We start from the raw sequence: 24216 nt of genomic DNA, 5'->3' as shown, positions 1-24216 counted from the left end.
CGGCTGACGCGGGCCTGACGTCCCGCTCCCCACAGGGGCGAGGGACGTCAGGCCCGCGTCAGCCGCCTCACCCCCGCCCTCTCCCCGCAGGGGAGAGGGGGTTATTACCCGAACACCGCCTTCAAAATCGCGCTGGTCCGCTTGGCCGGATTGGTGCGGATGGCCGTTTCTTCCTGCCCGACATAGTAGAACAGCCCATCGAGCGCCTTACCCACGGCAAAATCGCTCAGATAAACCTTCGGCTCTTTCTGGATATAGTTGCCCAGACCATTGCGCTTGATCGCCTTGTCCAGCGACTGCACGGCGCCGGTCTGTTCCAGCGCGGTCTGCACCGGCGGGGTAAACAGCGTGATCAGGCGCGGCGTGGTCGATTTTTGCAGATACTGCGTCCCGGCGGTCGAACCGCCCTTGATGATGCCGACCGCGTCCTGCACCGTCAGCGACTTGATGGCATCGATGAACAGGCTCCTGGCCACCGGCGCGGCGGTCTCGGCGGCGCGGTTGACGCGCAGATGAACTTCATCGAGCGCACTGGAAAGCCCCAGCGGTTTCAGCGTTTTCTGCACCTTGGCGAGCGTGTTCGGAAGCGGGATCTGGATCAGGCTGTCACCCCAGTAGCCGTCGGTCTTGCCGACCCGCGACACGGCGGCGGCGGCCCCCAGCGACAGGGCTTCGCGCAAGCCGCTGTCGGCCTGACTGTTGGTCAATCCGCCCTTGGACGCCGTGACCGCCTTGACGATCTTCGACAGATCGCTCTGGGCCGAGGCCTGCGTCGTCCAGCCCGCCGAAATCAGTGCCGCAATAAGAAACCGCCGGTCCATGAAGTATCCTCCGTTGAGGATAAGAGGGTATGACAGAGCCGATGAATTGGAAATGAAATTCCTTTGTGTCATGATTAATGAATGAGGGGGCAGGATATGAAGATATTAATCACACACCTGATAGCTGTTACGCTTAGCTTGATGCCCAGCCTGACACAGGCCGCAGGCGATAAAGATTTTATCGTCTTTTTTCAAACAAATAGCGCCACAATAGATTCCAACGGGCGGGACACACTCAATAGTTTCGTCGGATTCTACACCAGCCATCAGCTTCTATGTGTGAGCGTGATGGGACATACGGATGCTGCGGGGTCCGATAGATATAATCTTAGACTGTCGGAACAACGCGTCAAGGCGGTAGCGACATATATTGGCGATAAAGGCGTCCCGTCGAACCAAATCAGACTGGGATGGAAGGGCGAGCAAACGCCTATCGTGCGCGCAATCGCTGAGGAGCCGTTCAATCGCAGAGTAACTCTGGCGCCGATAGATGACCCCGTCGCCTGCCCAGGCAGCAAGGCGTCAACTGGGCCTGTAGTGATTTATGATTATCGGGACTTTTTCGCCTATTTCGCACACGACAGCGCTACATTGGACACGGATGCCCGCGACGAACTCGATCAATACGCCGAATTTCATAAGGGGTGCCAATTTATTGGCATTCTTTTGACCGCTCACGCCGATACATCTGGCCCATCGCGTTATAATTTGAAACTGTCCCAGCGGCGGGCCCAAGCCGTAAAAAACTATTTAACGACCAAGGGCATTGCCGCTGAAACAATCCGAATGAAATGGGAGGGCGAACGCCATCCAGCCCTTACCACTCAGGGGGAGGTGAGAGAGCCGTTGAACCGGCGCGTATCCATCGAGTGGATAGGTGACTGCCAAGAGGCAGATGCCCCATAGACCAACTTCCGAAAAAACTATCGCCGCAACAAGCTCACATCCCGCACCGCGCCCGTATCCGCGCTGGTGACCATCGCCGCATAGGCCTGCAAGGCCGCCGACACGTAACGCTCACGGTTTTTCGGCGTGTAGGCGTCCTTGCCACGCGCTTCTTCCTTGGCGCGGCGTTCAGCGATCACGGCGTCCGAGACAGCCAGCTTGATCGTCCGTTCGGGGATGTTGATCTCGATGGTGTCGCCCTCTTCGACCAGGGCGATCAGACCGCCCTGCGCCGCTTCCGGCGAGGCATGGCCGATGCTAAGGCCCGACGTGCCGCCGGAGAACCGCCCGTCGGTCAGCAGGGCGCAGACCTTGCCCAGACCCTTCGATTTCAGATACGAGGTCGGGTAGAGCATTTCCTGCATCCCCGGACCGCCGCGCGGGCCTTCGTAGCGGATGATGACCACGTCGCCCGGTCCAACCTTATTGTTCAGAATGCCCGCCGTCGCGTCTTCCTGCGACTCGAACACGCGCGCGATGCCGTTGAAGCGCCAGATGTCCTCATCGACGCCCGCCGTTTTCACAATACAGCCGTTTTCCGCGATATTGCCGTAGAGCACCGCGATGCCGCCGTCCTTGGTAAAGGCGTGCTCGACCGAGCGGATGACGCCCGTCTGACGGTTGGTGTCCAGTTCGTCCCAGCGGCGGCTTTGCGAAAAAGCCTGAGTCGTCCGCACGCCACCGGGTGCCGCCTTGAAGAAGGTCGCCACGCGCTCGTCGTTCGAGGTCTTGATATCCCAGTGCGCGATGGCCGAGGCGAGCGTCGGCGAGTGCACGGTCGGCAGTTCACCGTGCAGCATACCGCCACGGTGCAGTTCGCCTAAGATTCCGATGATGCCCCCGGCGCGGTGGACGTCCTCGATATGGACGTCGGAATTGGCGGGCGCGACCTTGCACAGACACGGCGTGACGCGCGACAAACGGTCGATGTCCTGCATGGTGAAGTCGACGCCCGCTTCCTTGGCCGCTGCCAGCAGGTGCAGGACGGTATTGGTCGAGCCACCCATGGCGATATCGAGGCGCATGGCGTTCTCGAACGCTTCGAACGTGGCGATCGAGCGCGGCAGGACCGAGGCGTCGTCGGTTTCATAGTAACGGCGCGTGTTTTCAACGATGGTGCGCCCGGCTTCGCAGAACAGGGCTTCGCGGTCGGAGTGCGTCGCCAGGGTCGTGCCGTTACCCGGCAGGGACAGGCCGAGCGCTTCGGTCAGGCAGTTCATTGAATTGGCGGTGAACATGCCCGAACACGACCCGCAGGTCGGACAGGCGGCGGCTTCGACGGCGGCGACCTGTTCGTCGGAGATACGGTCGTCGGCGGCCTGAACCATGGCGTCGACCAGATCAAGCGCGTGGGTCCGGTTGACGCCGTCCTTGTCCGGCCACACGACCTTGCCCGCTTCCATCGGCCCGCCGGAGACGAAGATGCACGGGATATTGAGGCGCATGGCGGCCATCAGCATCCCCGGTGTGATTTTGTCGCAGTTCGAGATGCACACCATGGCGTCGGCGCAGTGGGCATTGACCATATATTCGACCGAGTCGGCGATCAGGTCGCGCGACGGCAGCGAATAGAGCATCCCGCCGTGGCCCATGGCGATACCGTCATCGACCGCGATGGTGTTGAATTCCTTGGCGACACCGCCCGCCTTTTCGATCTCGCGCGCCACCAGCTGGCCCAGGTCCTTGAGGTGGACGTGGCCGGGGACGAACTGCGTGAAGGAATTGACCACCGCGATGATGGGCTTGGAGAAATCGGCGTCGGTCATGCCGGTCGCGCGCCAGAGCGCCCGCGCGCCCGCCATGTTGCGGCCGAAGGTGGTGGTGCGGGAACGATAGGCGGGCATGATGAACCTCGGCTGACTTTATAATTTGGGCCATATAAAACGAATGAAGCCAATTGCAACAGCGCCCCGACGCCGCTTTTACCCACAGGACGGGATTCCGGCGCGATTTGCATTTTTTTGCGCCCGCGAAACTGTTGCGCGAAGTCGCCGGGTCGCAGGGTAAATTTTTGCCGAACCCAACATATCGGAAATATATTTTCTAATTATGGCTATATGCGAAAAATTATTGCCTCATAAATTCACCGCAACGCGTCCTGAAGAAAATTTTTTGCGTTTTTGCCTTTGCAATTTGAAAAGGTTTCAGGCTATATGATCGCAACACGGGACCATTGTGGCCCTGATGACGGAGACGCACACGTGCGCAAGGCTATTGCCATCGCTGCAAAACAGGACGTTCGGGCCAAGGCCCTGAACCTGTCCTTTGCCGCGTCCGCCGTCATCGTAACCCTGATTAACCTACTTATCGTAGGCGTACTTGTACGCCCTATGATCACGGAGTGGTAGAGCAGGTTTAACCCCGCCTTTCGAGGAATATACGTCCTCCCGCTCCCTGACCAGAGCGGGCTTTTTTGTACATGCCCAAAGCCTAAGACCTCACTTAGTAACGCGTAACACCCCTTTTAAAATCGAGACTTCGCCATGAACGCTCAGACCCGCATCATCGACCCCGCCGCCTTCTCCAGCTCGAACTTCGTGATTCTGCACGGTTCGCTGTCGCCCGAAGGCTGCGTGATGACCGGTGGCGGTTTCGAGCGCGACCCGCACGAAGCCCGCACCCGCGTCTTCGCCATGGAATCGGACGCCATCGCCGGGATCGAACAGGGCCGCGTCGCGCACGGGGAAGCCATCGTCATCGCCGCTGCGGATGATGCCGAAATGTCGGCCATCTTCGCCGCCATCGAGACGGCGGGTCTGCGTGATATCGCCCTGATCTCGAACGGTCGTTTCGCCCCGTCGAGCAACGGGATCGTCATTGGTCACGTCGGCAAGGCGATCCGCTATGTTCAGAACTTCGACACCTTGACGATTGACATCAAGAACCGCCGCATCGATATCGACGCCGACATCGTCGCCCGTCGTAACGATGCCCCGCGCGAAACCAAGGTCAAGAACGGCTTCGCCCCGATGGGCAAGTATGCTGCCCTCATGGCCGAGGCGGCTGCCGCCGAGGCCAGTTCTTACTAAAGAAGCTGGCCGCCGCCGAAGCGCAATAGTTTGTCGCGCAATTGAAACCGGAAACGGTTAGGGATTGCGCTTAATTTTCAACAACCGGCACCAAGCCGGATCTAATGGAGCCTCCACTGTGAAAATCTATACCAATGACGACGTTTCCCCCGACAGCCTGAAGGGCGAACGCGTCGCCATTATCGGCTACGGCTCGCAAGGCCGCGCCCATGCTCAGAACCTGCGCGATTCCGGCGCTGATGTGATCGTCGGCGTCCGCGCCGGTGGCCCGGGTTACCAAAAGGCCACCCACGATGGTCTGGCGACCGCTGAAATCCGCGACGCCGTCAAGGACGCGACCATCATCGCCATCCTGACGCCGGACATGAGCCACGCCGACATCTACAAGAACGAAATCGAGCCGTTCGCCGCCAAGGGCGCCGCGCTTCTTTTCGCCCACGGCTTCTCGGTCCTCTATGGCCGCGTCATCGCCCGTGAAGACCTCGACGTCATCCTCGTCGCCCCCAAAGGCCCGGGCGACCTCGTTCGTCGCGAATACCAACGCGGCCGCGGCGTGCCGACCCTGTTCGCGGTTGACCGCGACGTCACCGGCAACTCGGCCCGCAAGGCGCTGGGCTATGCGCGCGGCATCGGCGGCACCGTCGGCGGCGTGATCGAAACGACCTTCAAGGAAGAAACCGAAACCGACCTGTTCGGCGAACAGGCCGTTCTGTGCGGTGGCACGACCGAGCTGATCCTGATGGGCTTCGAAACCCTGACCAACGCCGGTTACCGCCCGGAAATCGCCTATTTCGAAGTCCTGCACGAGCTGAAGCTCATCGTCGACCTGCTGTACGAAGGCGGCTTCGCCAAGATGCACGAGTTCGTGTCGGAAACCTGCAAGTACGGCGATCTGGTCTCGGGTCCGCGCATCATCAACGAAGAAACGCGCGAGCGCATGGAAGAAGTCCTCAACGACATTCAGTCGGGTGACTTCGCCCGCGACTGGATCCTTGAGAACATGGCCGGTCGTCCGCGTTACAACGCCCTGATGCGTCAGGATCTGGATCACCCGATCGAGCACACCGGTCGTGACCTGCGCGCGCGCATGTCGTGGCTGAACCAAAAGGGTAACGGGTAGCCCTCACTTTGTTTTCCGGTAAACCGGAAAACAAAGTGGTTGCCTGAACGGACAAGGAAAGGCTCGAAGCGGTTCTTCGCCATTCCTTGACTTTCTTCTGCTCAGTTCCGGCATCAGCCGGAACTGAGCCAATCAAAAAAGCGAAAAATATCCGAAGGCCAATCTTCTGTTTTCTGGCCCGAGGATATTTTTCTCCACACCGAATTACACATCATTTGCCTGCAAATGATGTGAGGGTAGATAAATGGCCACCAATAAACCGACCGGCGCGCAACTCGTCATCTCAACGCTGAAGGCGCTGGGCGTAGACGTGCTGTTCGGCTATCCGGGCGGCGCGATCATGCCGATCTACGACGCCCTGGCCGGGTCCGGCCTGCGTCACATTCTGGTGCGCCATGAACAGGGCGCCGCCTTCGCCGCCGACTCCTATGCCCGCGCCACGGGGCGCGTCGGGGTCTGCATGGCGACCTCCGGCCCCGGCGCCACCAACCTGATCACCGGCATCGCCAACGCCTATATGGACTCGGTCCCGATGGTCTGCATCACCGGTCAGGTCGGCACGCACCTGCTCGGCACCGATGGCTTTCAGGAAGTCGATTTCCTCGGCCTGACCCTGCCGATCGTCAAGCATTCGTGGCTGGTCCGCGACGCCTCTCAGATTCCGGCGATCATCGCCAAGGCCTTCGCCATCGCCAAGGAAGGCCGCCCCGGCCCGGTTCTGGTCGACATCCCCAAGGACGTCGCCGCCTCCTTCGTCGAATCCTCCGACATGGGCGAACTGTCGGCCTATGTCCCGCCGGTTCCCAACGCCGAAGCCATCGACGCCGCCCGCGCCCTGATCGAACAGGCGAAGAAGCCGCTGCTGTACATCGGCGGCGGGGTTCACATGGCCGACGCCGATCAGGAGTTGCGCGACTTCGTCGAGCGTACCGGTATCCCGCTGGTCGCCACCCTGAAAGGGCTCGGCACGGTCCCCACCACGCACGATCTGGCGCTGGGGATGCTGGGGATGCACGGCACCCGCGCCGGCAATATGGCCGTTCAGGAAACCGATCTGCTGATCGCCGTCGGCGCGCGTTTCGACGACCGCGCGACGGGCAAGCTGAACGCCTTCGCCCCGCACGCCAAGGTCATCCATTTCGACATCGACCACGCGGAAATCCACAAGAACCGCCGCGCCGATGTCGGTATTGTCGGCGACCTGAAACTGGCCCTGCCTGCCTTGCAGCCCAAGATGCCGGACATTTCCGAATGGGTGAAGTTCAACAAGGCCAACAAGTGGCAGCACCGCTTCAAGTACGACGCGCCGGGCAAGGGCATCTACGCTCCGGCCCTGCTGAAATATATGTCGGAAGTCGCCGCCGATAAGTTCATCGTCGCCTGCGACGTCGGCCAGCATCAGATGTGGGTCGCCCAGCACTGCGAATTCGCGCAGAACAAGGCGCACATCACGTCCGGCGGTTCCGGCGCCATGGGTTACGGCCTGCCCGCCGGGGTCGGCGCCAAGCTCGCCCTGCCCGATCACCACGTCGTCACGGTGTCCGGCGACGGCAGCTTCATGATGAACATTCAGGAGATGGCGACGTTGCGCCGTTATGGCATCAACCTGAAGATCGTGCTATTGGACAACTCCTCGCTGGGGCTGGTCCGCCAGTGGCAGGAACTGTTCTACGAAGAGAACTACAGCGAGATCGACCTGTCGGACAATCCCGACTTCGTCGAGGTCGCCAAGGCGTTCGGGCTGAGTGCGTTCCGCATCACCCAGCGCCACGAAGTCGAAGGGGCCGTCGATCGCCTTCTGGCCGCCGATGCGCCGACCCTTCTGCATGTACTGATTGACCCGCGTGAGAATGTCTGGCCGCTGGTGCCGCCGGGCGCGTCGAACGCCGAAATGATGGAGGAGCGCTGGGATGAGCCAATCGATTCATATTGAGATTGACCGTCTCGAAGGCACGCTGCTGCGCATTCTCGGCCTCGTCGAGCGTCGGGGCTTCCACATCGATGGCCTCGACCTCTACGACCTCGGCGAGGATACCCGCGGCCTGACCCTGACCCTGCGCCCGCGCGACGCGACGCGCAGCTTCGACACCCTCGGCTTCCAGATCGACAAGCTGTACGGCATCAGGCGCGTCCCCGCGCCGCAAGCCGCCCACACCGTCGCCGAAGCTCAAAAAATCAGCGCTTAAAGAGCACTCGTATTATGACCGTAGTAAATCGCGACCCGAACCGCGTCATCGTTTTCGACACCAGCTTGCGTGACGGCGAACAGGCCCCCGGCTTTTCGCTCGGCGTCAAGGACAAGCTGATGCTGGCCCATACGCTCAAGGAACTGGGCGTCGATGTCATCGAGGCCGGTTTCGCCGCCTCCTCGCCCGGCGACGAAGAAGCCATCCGCACCATCGCCCGCGAAGTCGTCGGCCCGACCTTTTGCTCGCTGTCGCGGGCGCTGGAATCCGACATCGACGCCGCCGCCCGCGCTTTGCTTCCCGCCAAGCGTAAGCGTTGCCATATCTTCCTGGCCACCTCGCCGATCCACCGCGCCGCCAAGCTGAAAAAGAGCCGCGAGCAGGTGCTGGAGATTGCGCACAAGGCCGTCAGCTACGCCTCGAAGATCTTCGACGAGGTCGAATTCTCGCCGGAAGACGCCATCCGCACCGAACAGGACTTCCTGCACGAGGTCTGCATCGCGGCCGCCGAGGCCGGGGCGCGGACACTGAATATCCCTGACACGGTCGGCTATACGACGCCGAAGGAAATCTTCCAGATATTCACCGACCTCAAGGCCGCGCTGAAGGATCATCCGGACGTCATCCTGTCGGCGCACAACCATAACGACCTCGGCCTTGGCGTCGCCAATACGCTGGCGGCACTCGAAGCCGGGGCACGTCAGATCGAGGTCACCATCAACGGCATCGGCGAACGCGCCGGCAATGCCGCGATGGAAGAGGTCGTCATGGCGCTGCGCACGCGGCCGGAACTGTACAAGCTGCACACCGGCATCGATGCGACGAAGTTCTCCAAGGCCAGCCACCTGCTGTCGCGCGCCACGGGCACCATCGTCATGCGCAACAAGGCCATCGTCGGCAAGAACGCCTTCGCGCACGAATCGGGCATCCACCAGCACGGCATGTTGTCCGACGCCCGTACCTACGAGATCATGCGCCCGGAAGACGTCGGGGCTGAGAAATCGAACCTCGTCCTCGGCAAGCATTCGGGCCGCCACGCCATCGCCAAGCAAGCCGAGGCTCTGGGCTTCGACCTTGACGAACTGGCGCTGGGCGACCTGTTCGCCGCCTTCAAACGCCGCGCCGACGAAATCGGTGAAATCGACGAATTCGAGCTGATGTCGCTTTTGACGCGCAACAATGCCGACAAGGACGACGCGCGCCTGTTCAAAATCAGCAGCGAAACGACGCGCGATCAGGTCAATATCACGCTCGACCTGTTCCGCGACAACGGCGATCCGCTCAAGGTCTCCGCCACCGGCGTCAACGCCTTCGAGGCCGGTTTCCGGGCTCTGGTCGAGGCGTATCAGATCGAAGCGCGGGTCAATGACTGCGAAATCATCCAGTCGGGCTTCACGTTCGACGGTGGGGCCTTTGCAGAAATCAGTTTACAGATTAAGGGTGAGGCATATCGGGGCCGTGGTCGCGGCCCCGACCCTGTATGGGCCGGGCTCCGCGCCATGTGCGACGCCTTCGAAAAATACGTCTTCCTGCATGACAGGAAGGCGAAAGCCCAAAGAGCTAACCCTCATTCTGATTCTGGAAAAGTCCATGAAACCGCTCGCTGAAAAAATCTGGTTCAACGGTGAACTCAAAGCCTGGGAAGACGCGAAGATCCACGTCCTGACCCACGGCCTGCACTATGGCACCTCGGTGTTCGAAGGCGTCCGCGCATACGACACGCCGAAAGGCCCCGCCGTTTTCCGTCTGGCCGAACATACACAACGCCTGTTCGACTCCGCGCGCATCTATCACATGCCGATCCCGTTCACGCCCGAACAGATCAACGAAGCCTGTAAAGAGACCCTGCGCGTCAACGGTCTGAAATCCGCCTATCTGCGCCCCATCGCCTTCCTTGGCGAATGCGGTCTGGGCGTCACGCCGAAGCCTGAAAACGTCAAGGTCGATGTCGCCATCGCCGCCTTCCCGTGGGGCGCCTATCTCGGCGAAGACGGCCTGACCAAGGGCGTCGACGTCATCGTCTCGTCGTGGCAGCGTCTGGCCCCGAACACGGTTCCGCCCGCGGCCAAGGCCGGCGGCAACTACCTGTCGTCCTACCTGATCGGCCGCGAAGCCCGTTCGCGCGGCTACGAAGAAGGTCTCGGCCTCGGCACCGACGGTCGCCTGTCGGAAGGCGCGGGTGAGAACCTGTTCCTCATCATGAAGGGCAAGATTCACACGCCGCCCGTCTCGTCGTCGATCCTTGGCGGCATCACGCGCGACACCGTTCTGACTCTGGCGCGCGAAGCCGGTATCGAGGTCATCGAACAGGCCCTGCCGCGCGAGATGCTCTATCTGGCCGACGAAGTCTTCATGACCGGCACGGCAGCGGAAATCACGCCGATCCGCTCGATCGACGACATCCCGACCCGTGTCGGCGGCCCGGGTGAAGTGACCAAGCTGATGCAGCAACGCTTCCACGGCCTGTTCAACGGCGAGACCGAAGACACCTACGGCTGGCTGGACTACGTGAACTAAAACTATCGGCCCAAGAAAGGCCCCCCACCGTCAGCCCTTCGGGCTGCCACCTCCCCCACAAGTGGGGGAGTATTTTCATAAATACCTCCCCGCCACGCGGGGAGGGGGACCGCGAGCGTAAGCGAGTGGTGGTGGGGGCCTTACCGGCCTTACAAGATACTCAGGACGACCCGAATGTCATCGCAACCGAAATCTCTTTTCGAAAAAGTGTGGGAACGCCACATCGTCGAGGACGAATCCGCCGATCGTCCGGCTGTCCTCTATATCGACCTGCACCTCGTCCACGAGGTCACCTCGCCGCAGGCCTTTTCCGAACTGGACGCGCGCAGCCTCAAGGTGCGCCGTCCCGACCGGACGTTTGCGACACTCGATCACTCGATCCCGACGCTGGGTCCCGACGCCGAAGGCAACCGCCCGTACTTCACCCCGCAAGCCAAGGCGCAGGTCGAAACGCTGGAGCGCAATACCGCCGCGCACGGCGTCAAGCTGTTCGGCTGGGGCTCGGAAAACCGCGGCGTCGTCCACGTCATCGGCCCGGAAATGGGTCTGACCCAGCCCGGCTACACCGTCGTCTGCGGCGACTCGCACACTTCGACCCACGGCGCGTTCGGCTGCATCGCGTTCGGCATCGGCACCTCGGAAGTCGGCCACGTTCTGGCCACCCAGTGCCTGGCCCAACGCAAGCCCAAGACCATGCGCATCACCGTCAATGGCGAACTGAAACCCGGCGTGTCGGGCAAGGACGTGGCGCTGGCCATCATCCAGCGCCTCGGCTTTGGCGGCGGTACGGGCTACGCGCTCGAATATACCGGCCCGGTCATCGAAGCGCTCGACATGGAAGGCCGCATGACGGTCTGTAACCTGTCGATCGAAGCCGGGGCGCGCTGCGGCATGATCGCGCCGGATCAGAAGACGGTCGAGTGGCTGCGCGGTCGCGCCTATGTCCCCGCCGACTATGACGCGGCGGCTGCCGAATGGCTCAAGCTGAAATCCGACGACGGCGCGGTGTTCGACGACGAAATCGTTATCGACGGTTCGGTCATCGAGCCGATGGCGACCTGGGGCACGACGCCGGATCAGGGCGGCGCGATCTCGAAAGGTGTGCCGGTCGCCTCGAATGAAAACGAGGTCAAGGCGCTCAACTATATGGGCCTGCACGGCGGCGACAGCCGCTCAGTCGCCAAGGTCGATGTCGTCTTTATCGGTTCGTGCACCAATGGCCGCCTGGCCGATCTGCGCGCCGCCGCCGACATCCTGCGCGGTCGCAAGGTCGCTGACGGGGTGCGGATGCTGGTCGTACCGGGCTCGGAACAGGTCCGCATCGACGCGGTCGCCGAAGGGCTGGACAAGGTCTTTACCGACGCCGGCGCCGAATGGCGTCTGCCGGGCTGTTCGATGTGCATCGCCATGAACGGTGATTTCGTCGCGCCGGGGCAACTGGCCGTGTCGACCTCCAACCGCAATTTCGAAGGCCGTCAGGGCCCGGGCTCGCGCACCGTGCTGGCCTCGCCCGCCACGGCAGCGGCCTCGGCCATCGCCGGTCACGTCGTCGATCCGAGAGATTATTTGCAAAGCGCTTAAACAAAGAAAGGCCCCCCTCCGGCGCTGCGCGCCACCTCCCCCGCGTGGCGGGGGAGTATGAACATAACCAAGCTTCATACCTCCCCACCCCGTGGGGAGGGGGACCGCGAGCGTAAGTGAGTGGTGGTGGGGGCCTTAATCAACAAGGTCCGACTCATGTCCAATCAGGAACCGATCAACACCTTCTCGTCGCGCATCGCCGTGCTGCCGGAAGCCAATATCGACACCGACCAGATCATCCCCGCGCGCTTCCTGACCACGACCACCAAGGCCGGTCTGGGCGACGTGGCGTTCAACGACTGGCGCTACAATGCCGACGGCTCGAAGAAGCCGGATTTCATCCTCAACACCATCGACGCCAGCGAGCACCGCGTGCTGGTCGGCGGCGACAATTTCGGCTGTGGCTCGTCGCGCGAACACGCGCCGTGGGCCCTGACCGACTTCGGTTTCAAGGCGGTAATCTCGACCAATATCGCCGACATCTTCAAGTCGAACAGCCTCAAGAACGGCCTGCTGCCGATCGTGGTGACGCCGGAGATTCACGAGAAACTGCTGAAAAATCCGCAGCAGCGCGTGACCATCGACCTCGAACAGAACCAGTTGAGCCTGGAAGACGGCACAGTCTTCGTCTTCCACATCGAAGCGTTCGCGCGCCAGTGCCTGCTGGAAGGCGTCGACGCCATGGGCTGGATTCTGAACCGCCTGCCCTCTATCGAATCCTACGAACAAAAGACCGGAAAGGCCGCTTAAACCAAGGCCCCCACCACCGCATCTAGCGCTTCGCGCGTCGTGCGGTTCCCCTCCCCATGGTATGGGGAGGTATTAAGAAAACAGCGCCTTCATACCTCCCCGCCACGAGGGGAGGGGGACCGCGAGCGTAAGCGAGTGGTGGTGGGGGCCTTAACCGACCATGCCATCTGATAGGACCTTACACATGCCCTCATTCAACATCGTCGTTCTGCCGGGTGACGGCATCGGTCCCGAAGTCGCCGCCGCGGGCGTCGAGGCCCTGAAAGCCATCGGCGAAGTCTATGGCCATACGTTCAACTTCGACGAAAAGCTGATCGGCGGCATCGCCATCGACGAGCGCAACGATCCCTACCCCGCCGATACCGACGCCGCCTGTCTGGCCGCCGATGCCGTGCTGCTGGGCGCGGTCGGCGGCCCGAAGTGGGACCTGCAACCCAAGCGCCCGGAACAGGGCCTGCTGGCGGTGCGCAAGTCGCTTGGCCTGTTCGCCAATCTGCGTCCGATGGACGTCGCCCCGTCGCAGGCCTTCCGCTCGCCGCTGAAAGAAGACATCGTGTCGGGCGCCGACATGCTGATCGTGCGCGAACTGACCGGCGGTCTTTACTTCGGCAAGCAGACCCGCACCGAAACCCAGGCCACCGACGAATGCCTGTACACGGTCGCCGAGGTCGAGCGCGTCGCTCGCGTGGCCTTCGAGGCCGCCCGCAAGCGCCGCAACAAGGTGACAAGCGTCGACAAGGCCAATGTCATCGAGACCTCGCGTTTGTGGCGCGAAACGATCATCAAGCTGCACAAGGCCGAATATTCGGACGTCGAGCTGGAACACGCGCTGGTCGATTCGATGGCCATGCACCTCGTCACCCGCCCGAAGTCGTTCGACGTCATCGTCACCGAGAACATGTTCGGCGACATCCTGTCCGACCTCGCCTCGGTCCTGCCGGGCTCGATCGGTCTGCTCGGTTCGGCCTCGCTGGGTGCGACCGGTAAAGGCCTGTACGAGCCCATCCACGGCTCGGCCCCGGATATCGCCGGTAAAGACCTCGCCAACCCCATCGGGACGCTGAAGTCGGTATCGATGCTGCTGCGCTTCTCGCTCAACCTCAGCAAGGAAGCCGATGCGCTGGACGCCGCCATCGAAGCCGTTATCGCGGCGGGCCAACTGACCAAGGACCTCGGCGGCACCCTGCCGGGCTCAGAAGTCACCAAGGCCATCGTGGCGCAGATCCGCGCCGGGGCTTCGGTCGCGGCTTAGGCGATACGGCAGATCAAACAAAACCCCGCCGGATCACTCCGGCGGGGTTTTGTTATTCCCTCTCCCCAAGGGCGAGGGGGCTAAAGTAAAGCCCGCACCTCCGCCTCATCCAGCCCCTCGACCTCGATCTGCTTGAGACGCGAGGTGTCGCCCGCGAGCAGCGTCAACCGCGATTTCGGTACTTTCAACCGCTTGGCAAGATAGGCGATCAACGCTTCGTTGGCCCGGCCTTCGATGGGCGGCGCGGCGATGCGGACCTTCAAGAACGCTCGCCCCTGCTCATCCGTGTCCCAGCCGTCGATGCGGTCGGACGCCGCCTTTGGCGTCAGCCGGACGACCAGTCGCGTCAAGCCATGCCGCCGAGAAGGCCTCTCAGGCCGTTTTCAGCCAGCGGCAACAGATAAAACTGCATGCCCTTGATGACCAGAATCGCCAGAATCGGACTGATGTCCACACCGCCGAGATTGGGCAGCATGCGACGGAACGGCTCAAGGATCGGGTAGGTCATGCGATCCAGCATATCCATGAAACGATAGACGCCCGGATTGCGCGTATTGATGACATTGAACGCCACCAGCCAGCTCAGGATCGCGCTGATAATGATCACCCAAACCGCAAACGACAGCAGGCCATTCAGGACGAAAAAAATGAAGCCGATCATGGAAATCCCTTAAACACGCCCCATCCGGGCCTTTCTGTGAATATAGCGGCCAGATTGGGATTAACAAGTTAAAGCCGTCTTGACACCTGTGGGCGTTTCATTAAAACACCCTGCACAGCGAAAAGGGGCTATAGCTCAGTTGGTAGAGCGCCTCGTTCGCAATGAGGAGGCCAGCGGTTCGAATCCGCTTAGCTCCACCATTTCGCTGCTCATCCGACGCCCGCCGTGCAGACCCTGCCGGCGGGCGTCGGTTTTTGCAACCTACCCCTTCACGCAAACAACCTGCTTCAGGGTATGGACGATCTCGACGTGGTCGGCCTGCGCCTTCATCACCGCGTCGATGTCCTTATAGGCGGCCGGCGTCTCGTCGATGACCTCGGCGTCCTTGCGGCATTCCACTCCCGCCGTGGCGCGGGCGTGGTCTTCCAGCGTGAAGCGCCGCTTGGCCTCGGCGCGCGACATGGCCCGCCCGGCGCCGTGCGAACACGAACACAGGGCCTCGGTCATGGCTTGCCCGGCGATCCCGCGCACGATGAACGAACGCGCACCCATCGAGCCGGGGATGATCCCCAGCGTCTCCGGCGTGATGCGTACCGCTCCCTTGCGCGTGACCAATACGTCCGACCCGAAATGCCGTTCGTGCGCCACGTAATTGTGGTGGCAGTTGACGGCCTCGCAGTCGCACGTAAAGCGCTTGGGCACCGATAACGACAGGGCCTCAAGCGCCGCCGTCATCATCAGTTCGCGGTTCGTGCGGGCAAAGCGCTGCGCCCACGACACCGCGCCCATATAGTCGCCGAACAGCTCGGACCCTTCGGGCAGATAGGCCAGATCCTCGTCCGGCAGGTTGACGAACCAGCGCTTCATCTCGTGCTTGGCGCGTTCGATGAAGTACGAGCCGATGCGGTTGCCGATCCCGCGCGAGCCGGAATGCAGCATGATCCACACGGCATCGTTTTCATCGAGGCAGACCTCGACGAAGTGGTTGCCGGTCCCCAGCGTGCCGAGGTGGTTCTGCGCCCGATGCGCGGCCTGCGAAATCTTCGGGTGCTTGTCGACGATCTTTTGCAGTTCGCCGGACAGCTTCGAAAATTCGGCATTGGTCGCCTCAGACGTTTCTCCCCACGCGCCGCGGTCGTTCGTACCGCCATTGTCGGTCCGCCCGTGGGGGATGCGCTGCTCGATCGCGGTCCGCAGCCCCGACAGGTTGTCGGGCAGGTCGGATGCGGTGAGCGTGGTGCGCACGGCCATCATGCCGCAACCGAGATCGACCCCGACGGCGGCGGGGATGATCGCGCCCTTGGTCGGGATGACCGAACCGATGGTCGCGCCCATCCCCCAGTGAACGTCGGGCATGATCGCCACGTGCTTATGGATGAACGGCATGGCCGCGATATTGTCGAGCTGCTTGCGCGCCTGATCCTCGACGGCGACTCCGTCGATCCACGCCTTGATCAGCCCGCCACGGGCCCCTTGAAATACTTGCATAGGGATAGCCCCTTTCCGGAGCATCCTTGGTGCCCCTATTTTTTCGGATCGATAAGACCGGCAAGCTCGTAAGGCGTCTCGCCGGTCAGTTCGTACAGTTTAAGCCAGGCCCTGACGGCGGCAGCCGCCGGTCCGGGGACCGGCAGGCCGGCGAACCAGCGGGAAACCGAGGAGCGGTCGACATCCAGCGCCTCCGACAAACGGGACTGCCAGCCCCGTTCTCCGAACAGCAGAATAGCTGCCACCCTCAGTTCCTCCGCCGTCATGGATTAAGCTCCCTGTGTGAGCAGTTCCTGCTCACGGATGAAGCTCAGCACATTCTCGGAAAACCCGTCGATGTGCGTCCATGCGCCGCCGTAACCTATGCCGTTGCGGTACGAGGCCACATTGATCATGTAGGCCTGTATCGCCACCGGTTGCGGTACTCGGTCGGCGCTCTGTTCGTCGGTGATGACGATCAGACGGTCATGTTTAATGCCGTTGACCTTCGTCACCGCCTTGCCGAGCTCCGTACCGCCGTGCGTCTGCGACCGGAGGACCGCGTCGACGCCCGCCATGCCGCGCCGGGGCGGGACTTCGACGACCGCATTGGAGAAGGTGAAGACCCGCACCTCGCCCGGAATGATAGCCGCCAGCGTTGCCGCCGCGTCCATCCGGGTCAGGTCCGATTTCGCCGACAACCGGCAATCCATCGAGCCCGACACGTCGACCAGAACGATCGTCCGGCCACTGAACACAGGCTGTTCGAGGACCGTCTCGCTCAGGGCCTGATCGAGCCAGGGCTCGAAGCGCGGGGCCGCGCGGGATGCCGCCACATAACGGAACGGCAGGACGCGCTCGGCCCCCTTCCGGGCCAGAATCGCGGCCTTGACGAGGTCCTCGTCGACGCCCGCCTGATCCATGTTGCGGAGGTTCCGCAGCAGGGCCAGATAACCGAGCTTGCGCTCGGTCAGCAGGCGCGTGAAGGTCTCACGCTTATCCGCCCCGCCCGACAGCGCGACTTCCCACGTATCGGGAGACGCCAGCGTGCCCTCGGCCAGTTGCTTCCAGAGCAAGGCTTGCGCCTCGTCTTTCGGTTTGGCGTGCGACAGGAACAGGACGTCGCGCAGACGCACGGCACCCGCCCGGTCGTATTTCGCCAACGCATAGGCGTCGAACTTGACGAAGGCCCGGGCCAGACCCAGCTTCATCTGCTTCGACAAAGGCCGCTTGCCGTGCCGCCAGTAGATCGCCACCAGTTCCGACAGTTCGTCGGCCCGCTGGATCACCCGCTCGATGGTGGGTGCGACCAGAGGCCCGCCCGTCTTGATCAGAGCGCAGAGCAGGAGCAGCGGCGCGTGGCGCAGCTTCATCTGCTCGCGCGCCTCGATGGCCAGAGCCGCCACCGTCTCCGGCGCGACCTCAAGGGCCAGCGTGTAGATCCGTTCGGCGATGCTTTCGCCGTCCTCGTAGAATTCGTTTTCCCACAACAGGCACGACAACACCGACCGGCGCAGCCTTTGCTCTGCCGACAGGATCGCGGCGGGGGCCCCTTCATACGTGATGCATGACAGCTCAAGTCGGGGGCGCTTTTGGAAAATGTTCAGTCGCATGACCGCACCTTCTCTGCATCGTTGATGTTAAGCGCAAGGGATCGATCACCGGACCGAATGTCCGGTGGCGTCTTGCGCATGAATGGCACTTGAATGGCACTGGGGCTTGGGGCGAACGAATCGCGGTGACGGAAGACGCCTGACCGCAGTAGTACGCCTGCGATTGCTATCGATGGGGGCATTCAGGGGAACAGCCGGAGACGGACTGTGGTGCTCCCGATTTTGAGCGCACGGCCTGAGCCGTGACGGGAATCGAACCCGCAACCCGCGTGAAAGGCGAAGTAACCGCCCCCTACGCCACCTGAATGGATGCCGTTCGGGTGGTTCCCTGATCGGGCCTGCCTGAGCGACAAAACGGTTACTAACGCAACTTGTTGCGTTATGCAACATAAAAATCAACTTTCCGGGAATAATCGGTTCCGGTTGGGAGGCACTTCCGCCGGATTGTCGCTAATCCGGGCTGTTCCGGCTTGTCAGTTCAAAGACCTGACATCCGGGGCTGCCTTGTCCCGTGGGTACGAGCGATGAAGCCGGCGCCTGCGCCACGGAAAGCTAATTTTTAGTCGCGCATGTGGTTCCAAAAACCGCAAAGCACTTTTTGGCATGCGCTTAACAACCGGGGAAAAACCGATATCGCGGGGCGTTTTGGAGACGATGAAAGCGATATCTGCGCCACCGGCAGCAAGGGAATGAACGAGGACGTTGACGGCAGGCATCAAAGGGTCTGCCGAGCGTGACAGGCTCGGTGTAAACGTCATCTACGCCACTTGCTTAGGCATGCAGGGAACCGACGAAAGCGCGTTTGACTATTGCTCTATCCCCTGAGCTACGGGGCAACCCCCGGCCGGACTCGAACCGGCGACACATAGTTCCGAAGAAATCGCTTTCTACACCACTGCACATCGTCACAAAAGCAACGACACGTCTCACTTACCCAAGCGCGTTGCACAGCGCAACACAAAAAATCTTTATCTGACTTGCGTCTGGCATGACGTGGCATTCTCACCACACCTCTGCCACGCTGGCAATGCGCCATTATACCGGTTCAACGCCCGCACAAAGCGGCCTGTTCGCGTGTCGGGCATCGACCTGACGTTCATGACAACTTGACGACACCGGATATTCACCGTCAAATATCGACGGGTGCGCCGGAGCCGCGCCGGGGATATCGGTAATTGACGTGGTTGCGTGACATAGATCGTTGGTTTTGCGCGGAAATTTCTCCGCATGAGCACCAATACACGTCCCTGGCCATGCGCCTGACCGGCAATATCGACAATGCCCGCGACCTTGTCCACGACGCCTATGCGCAGGTTCTGTCGCAGGAAAAGTGGCGTCAGATCGACAATCCGCGCGCCTATGTGATGCGCACGGTCTATAATCTGGGCCTCAACGGCATTCGGCGGTCGCGTGTGGTGTCGATGCAACAACTGGCCGACGCCGACGCGATCACGCAGATCGACATATCGCCCGACGCCTTCGATACCTTTTCCGACCGCGAAGAGCTTGGCCGGGTCCTCGACGCCGTGGCGCAATTGCCGCCGCAGTGCCGCAAGGTCGTCACCCTGCGACGCATCGAAGACCTGCCCCCGCGTGAGGTCGCCCGCCGCCTGAACCTCAGCCTGTCCACCGTCGAAAAGCATCTGGCGCGCGGTCTGGTCCTGCTCGCCGACCTGCTCGACGACGCCCCCGACGTGTCGGCGCCGTTGAAAACCACGCGCCCCGCGCGAAAGACACCTTTCCAAGTTCTGCAATCGCGACTATTAAGCCGATAATCACACAGGGCAAATGACACAGGGGTTTGGGGCGTGACATCCGGCGATACATCGCGGCAAACGCTTATGGAGACCGCCGCCCTGTGGCAGGCGCAGCTCGATTCCGGCACGGCGGACAGGGCTGAGTTCGAAGCGTGGCGTTCGGCCGATCCGCGCCATGCCGCCGCCTTTGCCCGTCTGTCGGGCGTTCTGCATCAGGTCGATCGCGCCAAGAAAGCCCATCCGGCGCGCCGTCCCGTGTCCGCACCCCTGCCCTCGCGCCGTCGGTTTCTGGCAGCGGGTGGCGGACTGGCGGCTGCCGGTGTGGCCGGTGCGGTTTTCCTGCCGTCGCTGGCGCGCGCGCGGGTGCGCACCGAGATCGGCGACCATAAGCGCCTCAGCCCGGGTTACGGCCTGAACCTCGATATCAATACCCTGTCCACCGTGTCGTGGATCACCGGCGACGAACGTCAGGTGTGGCTGGAACGCGGGGAAATGGCCGTCACCGTTCTGGCCGGATCGCCGCCCTGCCGTGTCGCCGGGGGCAATGGCCGCCTGACCCTGGTCAGCGGCACGCTGAATGCCCGTCTGCGCGGCGAAGCCCTCGACCTGATGGTCATGGACGGCGATTGCGTCATCATCCCCGAACGCCTGCCGGTCATCGAGAACGGTCCGCAGGCTACGGTCGGCAAGCCGCTCACCGTCAAGGCCGGACACGCCATCATGGCCACAGGCGCCGCGACGCGTCTGCGCCCCGTCAATGACGGCGATGTCGAATTCACCGCCGGGTGGCGCAAGGGGGAGCTGATCCTCGACGGCCAGACGCTTGGCACGGCGGTCGATGAATATAACCGCTATCTGAAGAACCATATCCTGATCGCCGACCCGCAACTGGAAAGTCTGCGGCTGGGCGGGCGCTTCGATACGCGCAATCCCGACGACTTCCTGTCGGCCCTGAATGCCGGATTCGGCATCCACGCCGTGCGCGAACCCAATGGCGCCATTATTCTGACGAAATAAATTCTTCGCCTATTCAGATATTTAACAGAAATATGAATTTTTTGCGGTGCAGCACTAGCGGTTTGCGGCGGCTAATATGTCTTTACCATGACGCCGCGGCTGTGCGCGGGGTCACATGTTAGAATCGCGCATTTAATCCGAAACATCGTTCGGCGGAGCCAAAACCGCTGCACACTTTTCGGAATGCGCTCAAAATCGCGCCCGCACGCGCGCTGCACCCTGGGGATATACATGCTGAAACACACACTCAAGCGCGGAGGCTCTGTGGCCGCGCTCGCTTTGGGCCTGAGCCTGATGACCGTCGGCATGGCGGCGTCCGCCGCCGAAGCGCCGAAGCCCGTCATCGCCTTCAACATCCCGGCCCAGAACGCCGCCAAGGCCCTGAACGATTTCGCGCGTCAAGCCAATATCCAGCTGCTGTTCCCCTATGATGCCGCCGCCAAGGTCAGGACCGCGCCGATCAAGGGTAAATATACCCGCGAAGAAGCCCTTGCCCGACTGCTGGTCGATACGAACTTCGAAGTTGCCAGCATCACTGCCACGACGGTTACCCTGCGCGAAAAGACGCCCGCGGAGGCCGCGCAATCCCGCCCCCAGTCCAATGAGGACGTGCAGGAGGTCGTGGTCACCGGATCGCGCCTTCGCCGTCCGACCTTCGAAAGCCCCATTCCTCTGGTCGTCATCGGCAATGAGGAACTGGCCAACGAAGGCTATATGGATATCGCCGATGCCCTGACCGATATTCCGGGCATCGATCAGTCGGCCAGCCTGACCAACGGTCAGTCCTCGACCCAGACCAACGGTATCTCGACCATCTCGCTGCGCGGCATGGGCTCGAACCGCACCCTGACCCTGATCGATGGCCACCGCACGGTGTCGAACGTCGGCAACAGCAACACCGTCTCGCTGTCGACCATCCCGGCGGCCTTCGTTGACAAGATCGAAGTGACGACCGGCGGCGCGTCGGCGGTCTACGGTTCCGACGCCATCGCCGGCGTCGTCAACATCAAGACCCTGGCCAAGTTCGACGGCATCCGCGTCCGCGCGGTCAAGGGCCTGACGCAGGACGGCGGCGGCGGGTCCAGTGAAGTGGCGTTCCTCGCCGGAACCTCGTTCCTCGACAAGCGTCTGCAACTGATGATCGGCGCCAACCACGAAGAGCAGGAGATCCTGCGCGCTTCCGACCGCGACTGGGCGCTTGTCAATTCGACCTATTCGCAGACGACCAATCTGCTGACCGGCCCCGACGTCTCCAGCTACACCTTCGGCGGCCGATTCCAGACCTCGACCAGCTCGACGGCGACGAAATACTATTTCGACGAAACGAGCGGCACGGCTTACAAGACCGGCTTCGTCACCGCCACCAACGGCGTCGACCTGCGCCCGGAAGGCACGCTGATCACCCCGCGCACCAGCGACAACGTCGCGGTCAAGGCGACCTACGATTTCGGCAACGACCTGATCCTCAAGGGTCAGGTGCTCTATTCGACGATCGAAACCGCCGGGACGCGCTATACCCCCAGCGCCTATTACAACACCACCTACGGCATCAATGACGAATATACCGTCGGCCGCATGAACAAGATCAACCCGTATCTGGCGCTCTATCCAACGCTGCAAACCGCAACACCGACCGCCGGTCTTTACTGGTATCGTCGCTTCGGTGAGGTCGGCGTCATGACCATCAACAACAGCCGCGAAACCCTGCGCGGCATGTTCAGCCTTGAGGGCAAGGCCTTCGGCGGCAACTGGGACTGGGACCTCGGCTATTCGTTCGGCAAGTTCGAGCAGGATCAGTACCGCTCGAACGGCCTGAACTACGAGAATCTGTCCTACGCCATGAAAGCGACGACGGTGAACGGGCAGATCGTCTGCCTCGACGTGACCGCCCGCGCCAATGGCTGCGTGCCGGTCAATCCGTTCGGCGTCGGCTCGATCAGCGTGGCGGCGGCCAACTATATCCGCGCCAATGCCTGGTATCATTCGGAAAACGAGCAGGAATCGGTCACCGGCAACCTGACCGGCACCCTGTTCGAACTGCCCGCCGGGCCGGTCGAAGCCGCCTTCGGTTTTGAAGTGCGCCGCGACTCGACCAAGACCCAGACCGACGATCAGACCGAACGCGGCGTGACCAGCTACGCCTACATTCCGCGCTATGAAGGCGAGGTCAAGGCCAGCGAAGCCTATGCCGAAATCGCCGTGCCGCTGCTGCGCGACGCGCCGTTTGCCTATCGTCTGAACATCGACGCCGCCGTGCGCGCCGCCAAGTACGACCTGAGCGGTGTGGACAACACCCTCAGCTATCGCGCGGGTCTGCAATGGGCGCCGGTCAAGGGCCTGAACTTCCGCACGACGCTGGCCCGCGCCCAGCGCGCGCCGAACATCACGGAACTCTATTCGCCGCCGCGCGACGACTATGAAACCGTGGTCGATCCGTGTTCGGGCGTCACGGCGACGACGACCGGCACCGTGGCGCAGAACTGCCGCAGCAATGCCGGTATCGCCGCCGAAATCGCCGCCAACGGCGTCTTCACGCAGGATTCCAGCAGCATCAATACGCCAAACAGCGGCAATCTGGACGTCAAGGAAGAAACCGCCGACACGATTACCGCCGGTATCGTGTTCAGCCCGTCCTTTCTGCCGCGTTTTCAGGCCAGCATCGATTATTACGACATCAAGGTCGAAGGCGTGATCGCCTCGCTGCAAACCTCGACCATCCTCGGTTCGTGCTATGCCGACGCGTCGGGCACCAGCAACCACTTCTGTAGCTTCGTCTCGCGCGATTCCGAAGGCCAGCTGACCCGCATCATCAACAAGGTCGATAACCTCGACGAGATGCGCGCCCGTGGCGTCGACGTGGCCGTGGCCTATCGCTTCGACCTCAATTCGTGGAACGTGCCGGGCCGCTTCGATGTGCGTGTGAACTACAACCGCCGCCTCGAACTGGAAGAAAGCTATCAGGGCCTGAGCGGCCTTGAGGTCGACGACTGGGTCGGCGAAGTCGGCGGTGCCGAGCACGAAGCGCAAGGTAGCCTGGCGTGGAACAACAAGGGCCTTCAGCTCAAGTGGACGGCGCGCTATATCGGCGAGGTCGTGGATTCCAACGAGCGTCTGGCGGCCGTCAAAGCCGCCGGTACGGTCAACCCGCTGTATCTCTATCTCGGTTCCTATACGCGCCACGATGTCAGCTTCAGCTACAAGCCGAACACCAACAAGTCGCTGAAAGTCTTCGGCTCGATGCGCAACGTGTTCGACGAATACGGCCCCTACCTGCCGTCCGGCACGGATTCGGGCAACGACTTCAACTACTCGTCGATCTACGGCGTGACGGGACGGTCGTTCAGCCTCGGCTTCCAGGTCGATTTCTAAATCCCAAAACGAGCCCCCTGCGGAAACGCAGGGGGCTTTTTTCTCAAGCGCATCCTAAAAAGTGTCGTGCGGTTTTTAGATTCAGATGCGCGTCAAAAATCACTGAACATCGTTACCCTACCTAAGGAACT

Annotated in this window: 20 protein-coding genes and 1 tRNA gene; 14 read left to right on the top strand and 7 right to left on the bottom strand. The window is 62.0% G+C overall.

All coding sequences use genetic code 11. The annotated features are described in order from the left end of the window. Nucleotides 1-104: 104 nt before the first annotated feature. Nucleotides 105-821 (bottom strand): DUF4197 domain-containing protein, encoded by a 717-nt coding sequence (locus AEYBE204_RS36545; protein WP_023463609.1) that lies wholly within the window; start codon nucleotides 819-821, stop codon nucleotides 105-107. A gap of 96 nt (nucleotides 822-917) precedes the next feature. Between AEYBE204_RS36545 and AEYBE204_RS36540 the strand changes: the two genes are divergently transcribed. Next, complete coding sequence (locus AEYBE204_RS36540; RefSeq protein ID WP_031231390.1) at nucleotides 918-1727, top strand: OmpA family protein; 810 nt, start codon at nucleotides 918-920, stop codon at nucleotides 1725-1727. Between the two features lie 17 nt (nucleotides 1728-1744). Here AEYBE204_RS36540 and ilvD read toward each other — a convergent pair whose 3' ends face one another. Further along, a complete protein-coding gene (ilvD, locus tag AEYBE204_RS36535) occupies nucleotides 1745-3610 on the bottom strand; it encodes a dihydroxy-acid dehydratase (protein WP_023463607.1) in 1866 nt (621 codons plus the stop codon). Nucleotides 3611-4249: 639 nt separating this feature from the next. Between ilvD and AEYBE204_RS36525 the strand changes: the two genes are divergently transcribed. The 9 genes from AEYBE204_RS36525 to leuB all read left to right on the top strand — a co-directional run bounded on the left by AEYBE204_RS36525 (nucleotide 4250) and on the right by leuB (nucleotide 14201). Next, entirely contained in the window at nucleotides 4250-4795 is a 546-nt protein-coding gene (locus AEYBE204_RS36525) for a dihydroxy-acid dehydratase (protein ID WP_023463605.1), read from the top strand. A gap of 118 nt (nucleotides 4796-4913) precedes the next feature. Further along, on the top strand, nucleotides 4914-5915 hold the full coding sequence (gene ilvC / locus AEYBE204_RS36520) for a ketol-acid reductoisomerase (protein WP_023463604.1): 1002 nt from the start codon (nucleotides 4914-4916) through the stop codon (nucleotides 5913-5915). A gap of 244 nt (nucleotides 5916-6159) precedes the next feature. Continuing rightward, nucleotides 6160-7848, top strand: coding sequence for an acetolactate synthase 2 catalytic subunit (gene ilvG / locus AEYBE204_RS36515; protein ID WP_023463603.1), 1689 nt, complete (start codon nucleotides 6160-6162; stop codon nucleotides 7846-7848). Continuing rightward, nucleotides 7826-8101, top strand: coding sequence for an ACT domain-containing protein (locus tag AEYBE204_RS36510; RefSeq protein WP_023463602.1), 276 nt, complete (start codon nucleotides 7826-7828; stop codon nucleotides 8099-8101). Before ilvG ends, AEYBE204_RS36510 begins: the two co-directional genes overlap by 23 nt. A 14-nt stretch (nucleotides 8102-8115) precedes the next feature. Next, a complete protein-coding gene (locus AEYBE204_RS36505; RefSeq protein ID WP_023463601.1) occupies nucleotides 8116-9708 on the top strand; it encodes a 2-isopropylmalate synthase in 1593 nt (530 codons plus the stop codon). Further along, the gene (locus AEYBE204_RS36500) at nucleotides 9692-10618 is read left to right on the top strand and encodes a branched-chain amino acid transaminase (protein WP_023463600.1); all 927 of its coding nucleotides are present in this window, start codon (nucleotides 9692-9694) and stop codon (nucleotides 10616-10618) included. The genes AEYBE204_RS36505 and AEYBE204_RS36500 overlap by 17 nt, the downstream gene beginning before the upstream one ends. Before the next feature lie 174 nt (nucleotides 10619-10792). Further along, nucleotides 10793-12199 (top strand): 3-isopropylmalate dehydratase large subunit, encoded by a 1407-nt coding sequence (gene leuC, locus AEYBE204_RS36495; RefSeq protein WP_023463599.1) that lies wholly within the window; start codon nucleotides 10793-10795, stop codon nucleotides 12197-12199. A 156-nt stretch (nucleotides 12200-12355) separates the two neighbouring features. Continuing rightward, nucleotides 12356-12949 (top strand): 3-isopropylmalate dehydratase small subunit, encoded by a 594-nt coding sequence (gene leuD / locus AEYBE204_RS36490; RefSeq protein ID WP_023463598.1) that lies wholly within the window; start codon nucleotides 12356-12358, stop codon nucleotides 12947-12949. A gap of 184 nt (nucleotides 12950-13133) precedes the next feature. Then, nucleotides 13134-14201: a 3-isopropylmalate dehydrogenase gene (leuB, locus tag AEYBE204_RS36485; RefSeq protein ID WP_023463597.1), complete on the top strand. Its 1068-nt coding sequence runs from the start codon at nucleotides 13134-13136 to the stop codon at nucleotides 14199-14201. 80 nt (nucleotides 14202-14281) lie between these two features. On the opposite strand, the gene AEYBE204_RS36480 is transcribed toward leuB, so the two are convergent. Next, nucleotides 14282-14551 (bottom strand): DUF167 domain-containing protein, encoded by a 270-nt coding sequence (locus AEYBE204_RS36480; RefSeq protein ID WP_023463596.1) that lies wholly within the window; start codon nucleotides 14549-14551, stop codon nucleotides 14282-14284. Next, nucleotides 14548-14862 carry a YggT family protein gene (locus AEYBE204_RS36475; protein WP_023463595.1) on the bottom strand — a complete coding sequence of 105 codons (315 nt, stop codon included), beginning with the start codon at nucleotides 14860-14862 and terminating at the stop codon, nucleotides 14548-14550. The genes AEYBE204_RS36480 and AEYBE204_RS36475 overlap by 4 nt, the downstream gene beginning before the upstream one ends. A 124-nt stretch (nucleotides 14863-14986) precedes the next feature. Between AEYBE204_RS36475 and AEYBE204_RS36470 the strand changes: the two genes are divergently transcribed. Continuing rightward, nucleotides 14987-15062, top strand: a tRNA-Ala gene (locus tag AEYBE204_RS36470). A 61-nt stretch (nucleotides 15063-15123) separates the two neighbouring features. On the opposite strand, the gene AEYBE204_RS36465 is transcribed toward AEYBE204_RS36470, so the two are convergent. Genes AEYBE204_RS36465 through AEYBE204_RS36455 form a run of 3 tightly spaced genes read right to left on the bottom strand, consistent with a single transcriptional unit; the run spans nucleotide 15124 to nucleotide 17942 of the window. Further along, on the bottom strand, nucleotides 15124-16350 hold the full coding sequence (locus tag AEYBE204_RS36465) for an RtcB family protein (protein ID WP_023463594.1): 1227 nt from the start codon (nucleotides 16348-16350) through the stop codon (nucleotides 15124-15126). A gap of 35 nt (nucleotides 16351-16385) precedes the next feature. After that, on the bottom strand, nucleotides 16386-16616 hold the full coding sequence (locus AEYBE204_RS36460; RefSeq protein ID WP_023463593.1) for a hypothetical protein: 231 nt from the start codon (nucleotides 16614-16616) through the stop codon (nucleotides 16386-16388). A gap of 3 nt (nucleotides 16617-16619) precedes the next feature. Continuing rightward, nucleotides 16620-17942 (bottom strand): TROVE domain-containing protein, encoded by a 1323-nt coding sequence (locus AEYBE204_RS36455; RefSeq protein ID WP_023463592.1) that lies wholly within the window; start codon nucleotides 17940-17942, stop codon nucleotides 16620-16622. Between the two features lie 1175 nt (nucleotides 17943-19117). Between AEYBE204_RS36455 and AEYBE204_RS0120725 the strand changes: the two genes are divergently transcribed. The 3 genes from AEYBE204_RS0120725 to AEYBE204_RS36445 all read left to right on the top strand — a co-directional run bounded on the left by AEYBE204_RS0120725 (nucleotide 19118) and on the right by AEYBE204_RS36445 (nucleotide 24085). Further along, complete coding sequence (locus AEYBE204_RS0120725) at nucleotides 19118-19717, top strand: RNA polymerase sigma factor (RefSeq protein ID WP_369751908.1); 600 nt, start codon at nucleotides 19118-19120, stop codon at nucleotides 19715-19717. 33 nt (nucleotides 19718-19750) lie between these two features. Then, nucleotides 19751-20716, top strand: coding sequence for a DUF4880 domain-containing protein (locus tag AEYBE204_RS36450; RefSeq protein WP_031231386.1), 966 nt, complete (start codon nucleotides 19751-19753; stop codon nucleotides 20714-20716). Between the two features lie 231 nt (nucleotides 20717-20947). Next, nucleotides 20948-24085 (top strand): TonB-dependent receptor, encoded by a 3138-nt coding sequence (locus AEYBE204_RS36445; RefSeq protein WP_031231385.1) that lies wholly within the window; start codon nucleotides 20948-20950, stop codon nucleotides 24083-24085. Nucleotides 24086-24216 lie beyond the last annotated feature (131 nt).

Source organism: Asticcacaulis sp. YBE204, from assembly GCF_000495855.1.
Classification (GTDB): Bacteria; Pseudomonadota; Alphaproteobacteria; order Caulobacterales; family Caulobacteraceae; genus Asticcacaulis.
The sequence above is the reverse complement of the archived record's forward strand: the minus strand, read 5'-3'. Positions and strand labels throughout refer to the sequence as shown.

Excerpts from the sequence above, each read along its gene's own strand:
- AEYBE204_RS36460 (WP_023463593.1), bottom strand. The coding sequence starts at position 16,616 with ATGACGGCGGAGGAACTGAGGGTGGCAGCTATTCTGCTGTTCGGAGAA.
- ilvD (WP_023463607.1), bottom strand. The coding sequence starts at position 3,610 with ATGCCCGCCTATCGTTCCCGCACCACCACCTTCGGCCGCAACATGGCG.
- leuD (WP_023463598.1), top strand. The coding sequence starts at position 12,356 with ATGTCCAATCAGGAACCGATCAACACCTTCTCGTCGCGCATCGCCGTG.
- AEYBE204_RS36465 (WP_023463594.1), bottom strand. The coding sequence starts at position 16,350 with ATGCAAGTATTTCAAGGGGCCCGTGGCGGGCTGATCAAGGCGTGGATC.
- ilvG (WP_023463603.1), top strand. The coding sequence starts at position 6,160 with ATGGCCACCAATAAACCGACCGGCGCGCAACTCGTCATCTCAACGCTG.
- AEYBE204_RS36525 (WP_023463605.1), top strand. The coding sequence starts at position 4,250 with ATGAACGCTCAGACCCGCATCATCGACCCCGCCGCCTTCTCCAGCTCG.
- AEYBE204_RS36540 (WP_031231390.1), top strand. The coding sequence starts at position 918 with ATGAAGATATTAATCACACACCTGATAGCTGTTACGCTTAGCTTGATG.
- AEYBE204_RS36475 (WP_023463595.1), bottom strand. The coding sequence starts at position 14,862 with ATGATCGGCTTCATTTTTTTCGTCCTGAATGGCCTGCTGTCGTTTGCG.
- AEYBE204_RS36510 (WP_023463602.1), top strand. The coding sequence starts at position 7,826 with ATGAGCCAATCGATTCATATTGAGATTGACCGTCTCGAAGGCACGCTG.
- AEYBE204_RS36445 (WP_031231385.1), top strand. The coding sequence starts at position 20,948 with ATGCTGAAACACACACTCAAGCGCGGAGGCTCTGTGGCCGCGCTCGCT.
- AEYBE204_RS36455 (WP_023463592.1), bottom strand. The coding sequence starts at position 17,942 with ATGCGACTGAACATTTTCCAAAAGCGCCCCCGACTTGAGCTGTCATGC.
- leuC (WP_023463599.1), top strand. The coding sequence starts at position 10,793 with ATGTCATCGCAACCGAAATCTCTTTTCGAAAAAGTGTGGGAACGCCAC.
- AEYBE204_RS36505 (WP_023463601.1), top strand. The coding sequence starts at position 8,116 with ATGACCGTAGTAAATCGCGACCCGAACCGCGTCATCGTTTTCGACACC.
- AEYBE204_RS36500 (WP_023463600.1), top strand. The coding sequence starts at position 9,692 with ATGAAACCGCTCGCTGAAAAAATCTGGTTCAACGGTGAACTCAAAGCC.
- leuB (WP_023463597.1), top strand. The coding sequence starts at position 13,134 with ATGCCCTCATTCAACATCGTCGTTCTGCCGGGTGACGGCATCGGTCCC.
- AEYBE204_RS36545 (WP_023463609.1), bottom strand. The coding sequence starts at position 821 with ATGGACCGGCGGTTTCTTATTGCGGCACTGATTTCGGCGGGCTGGACG.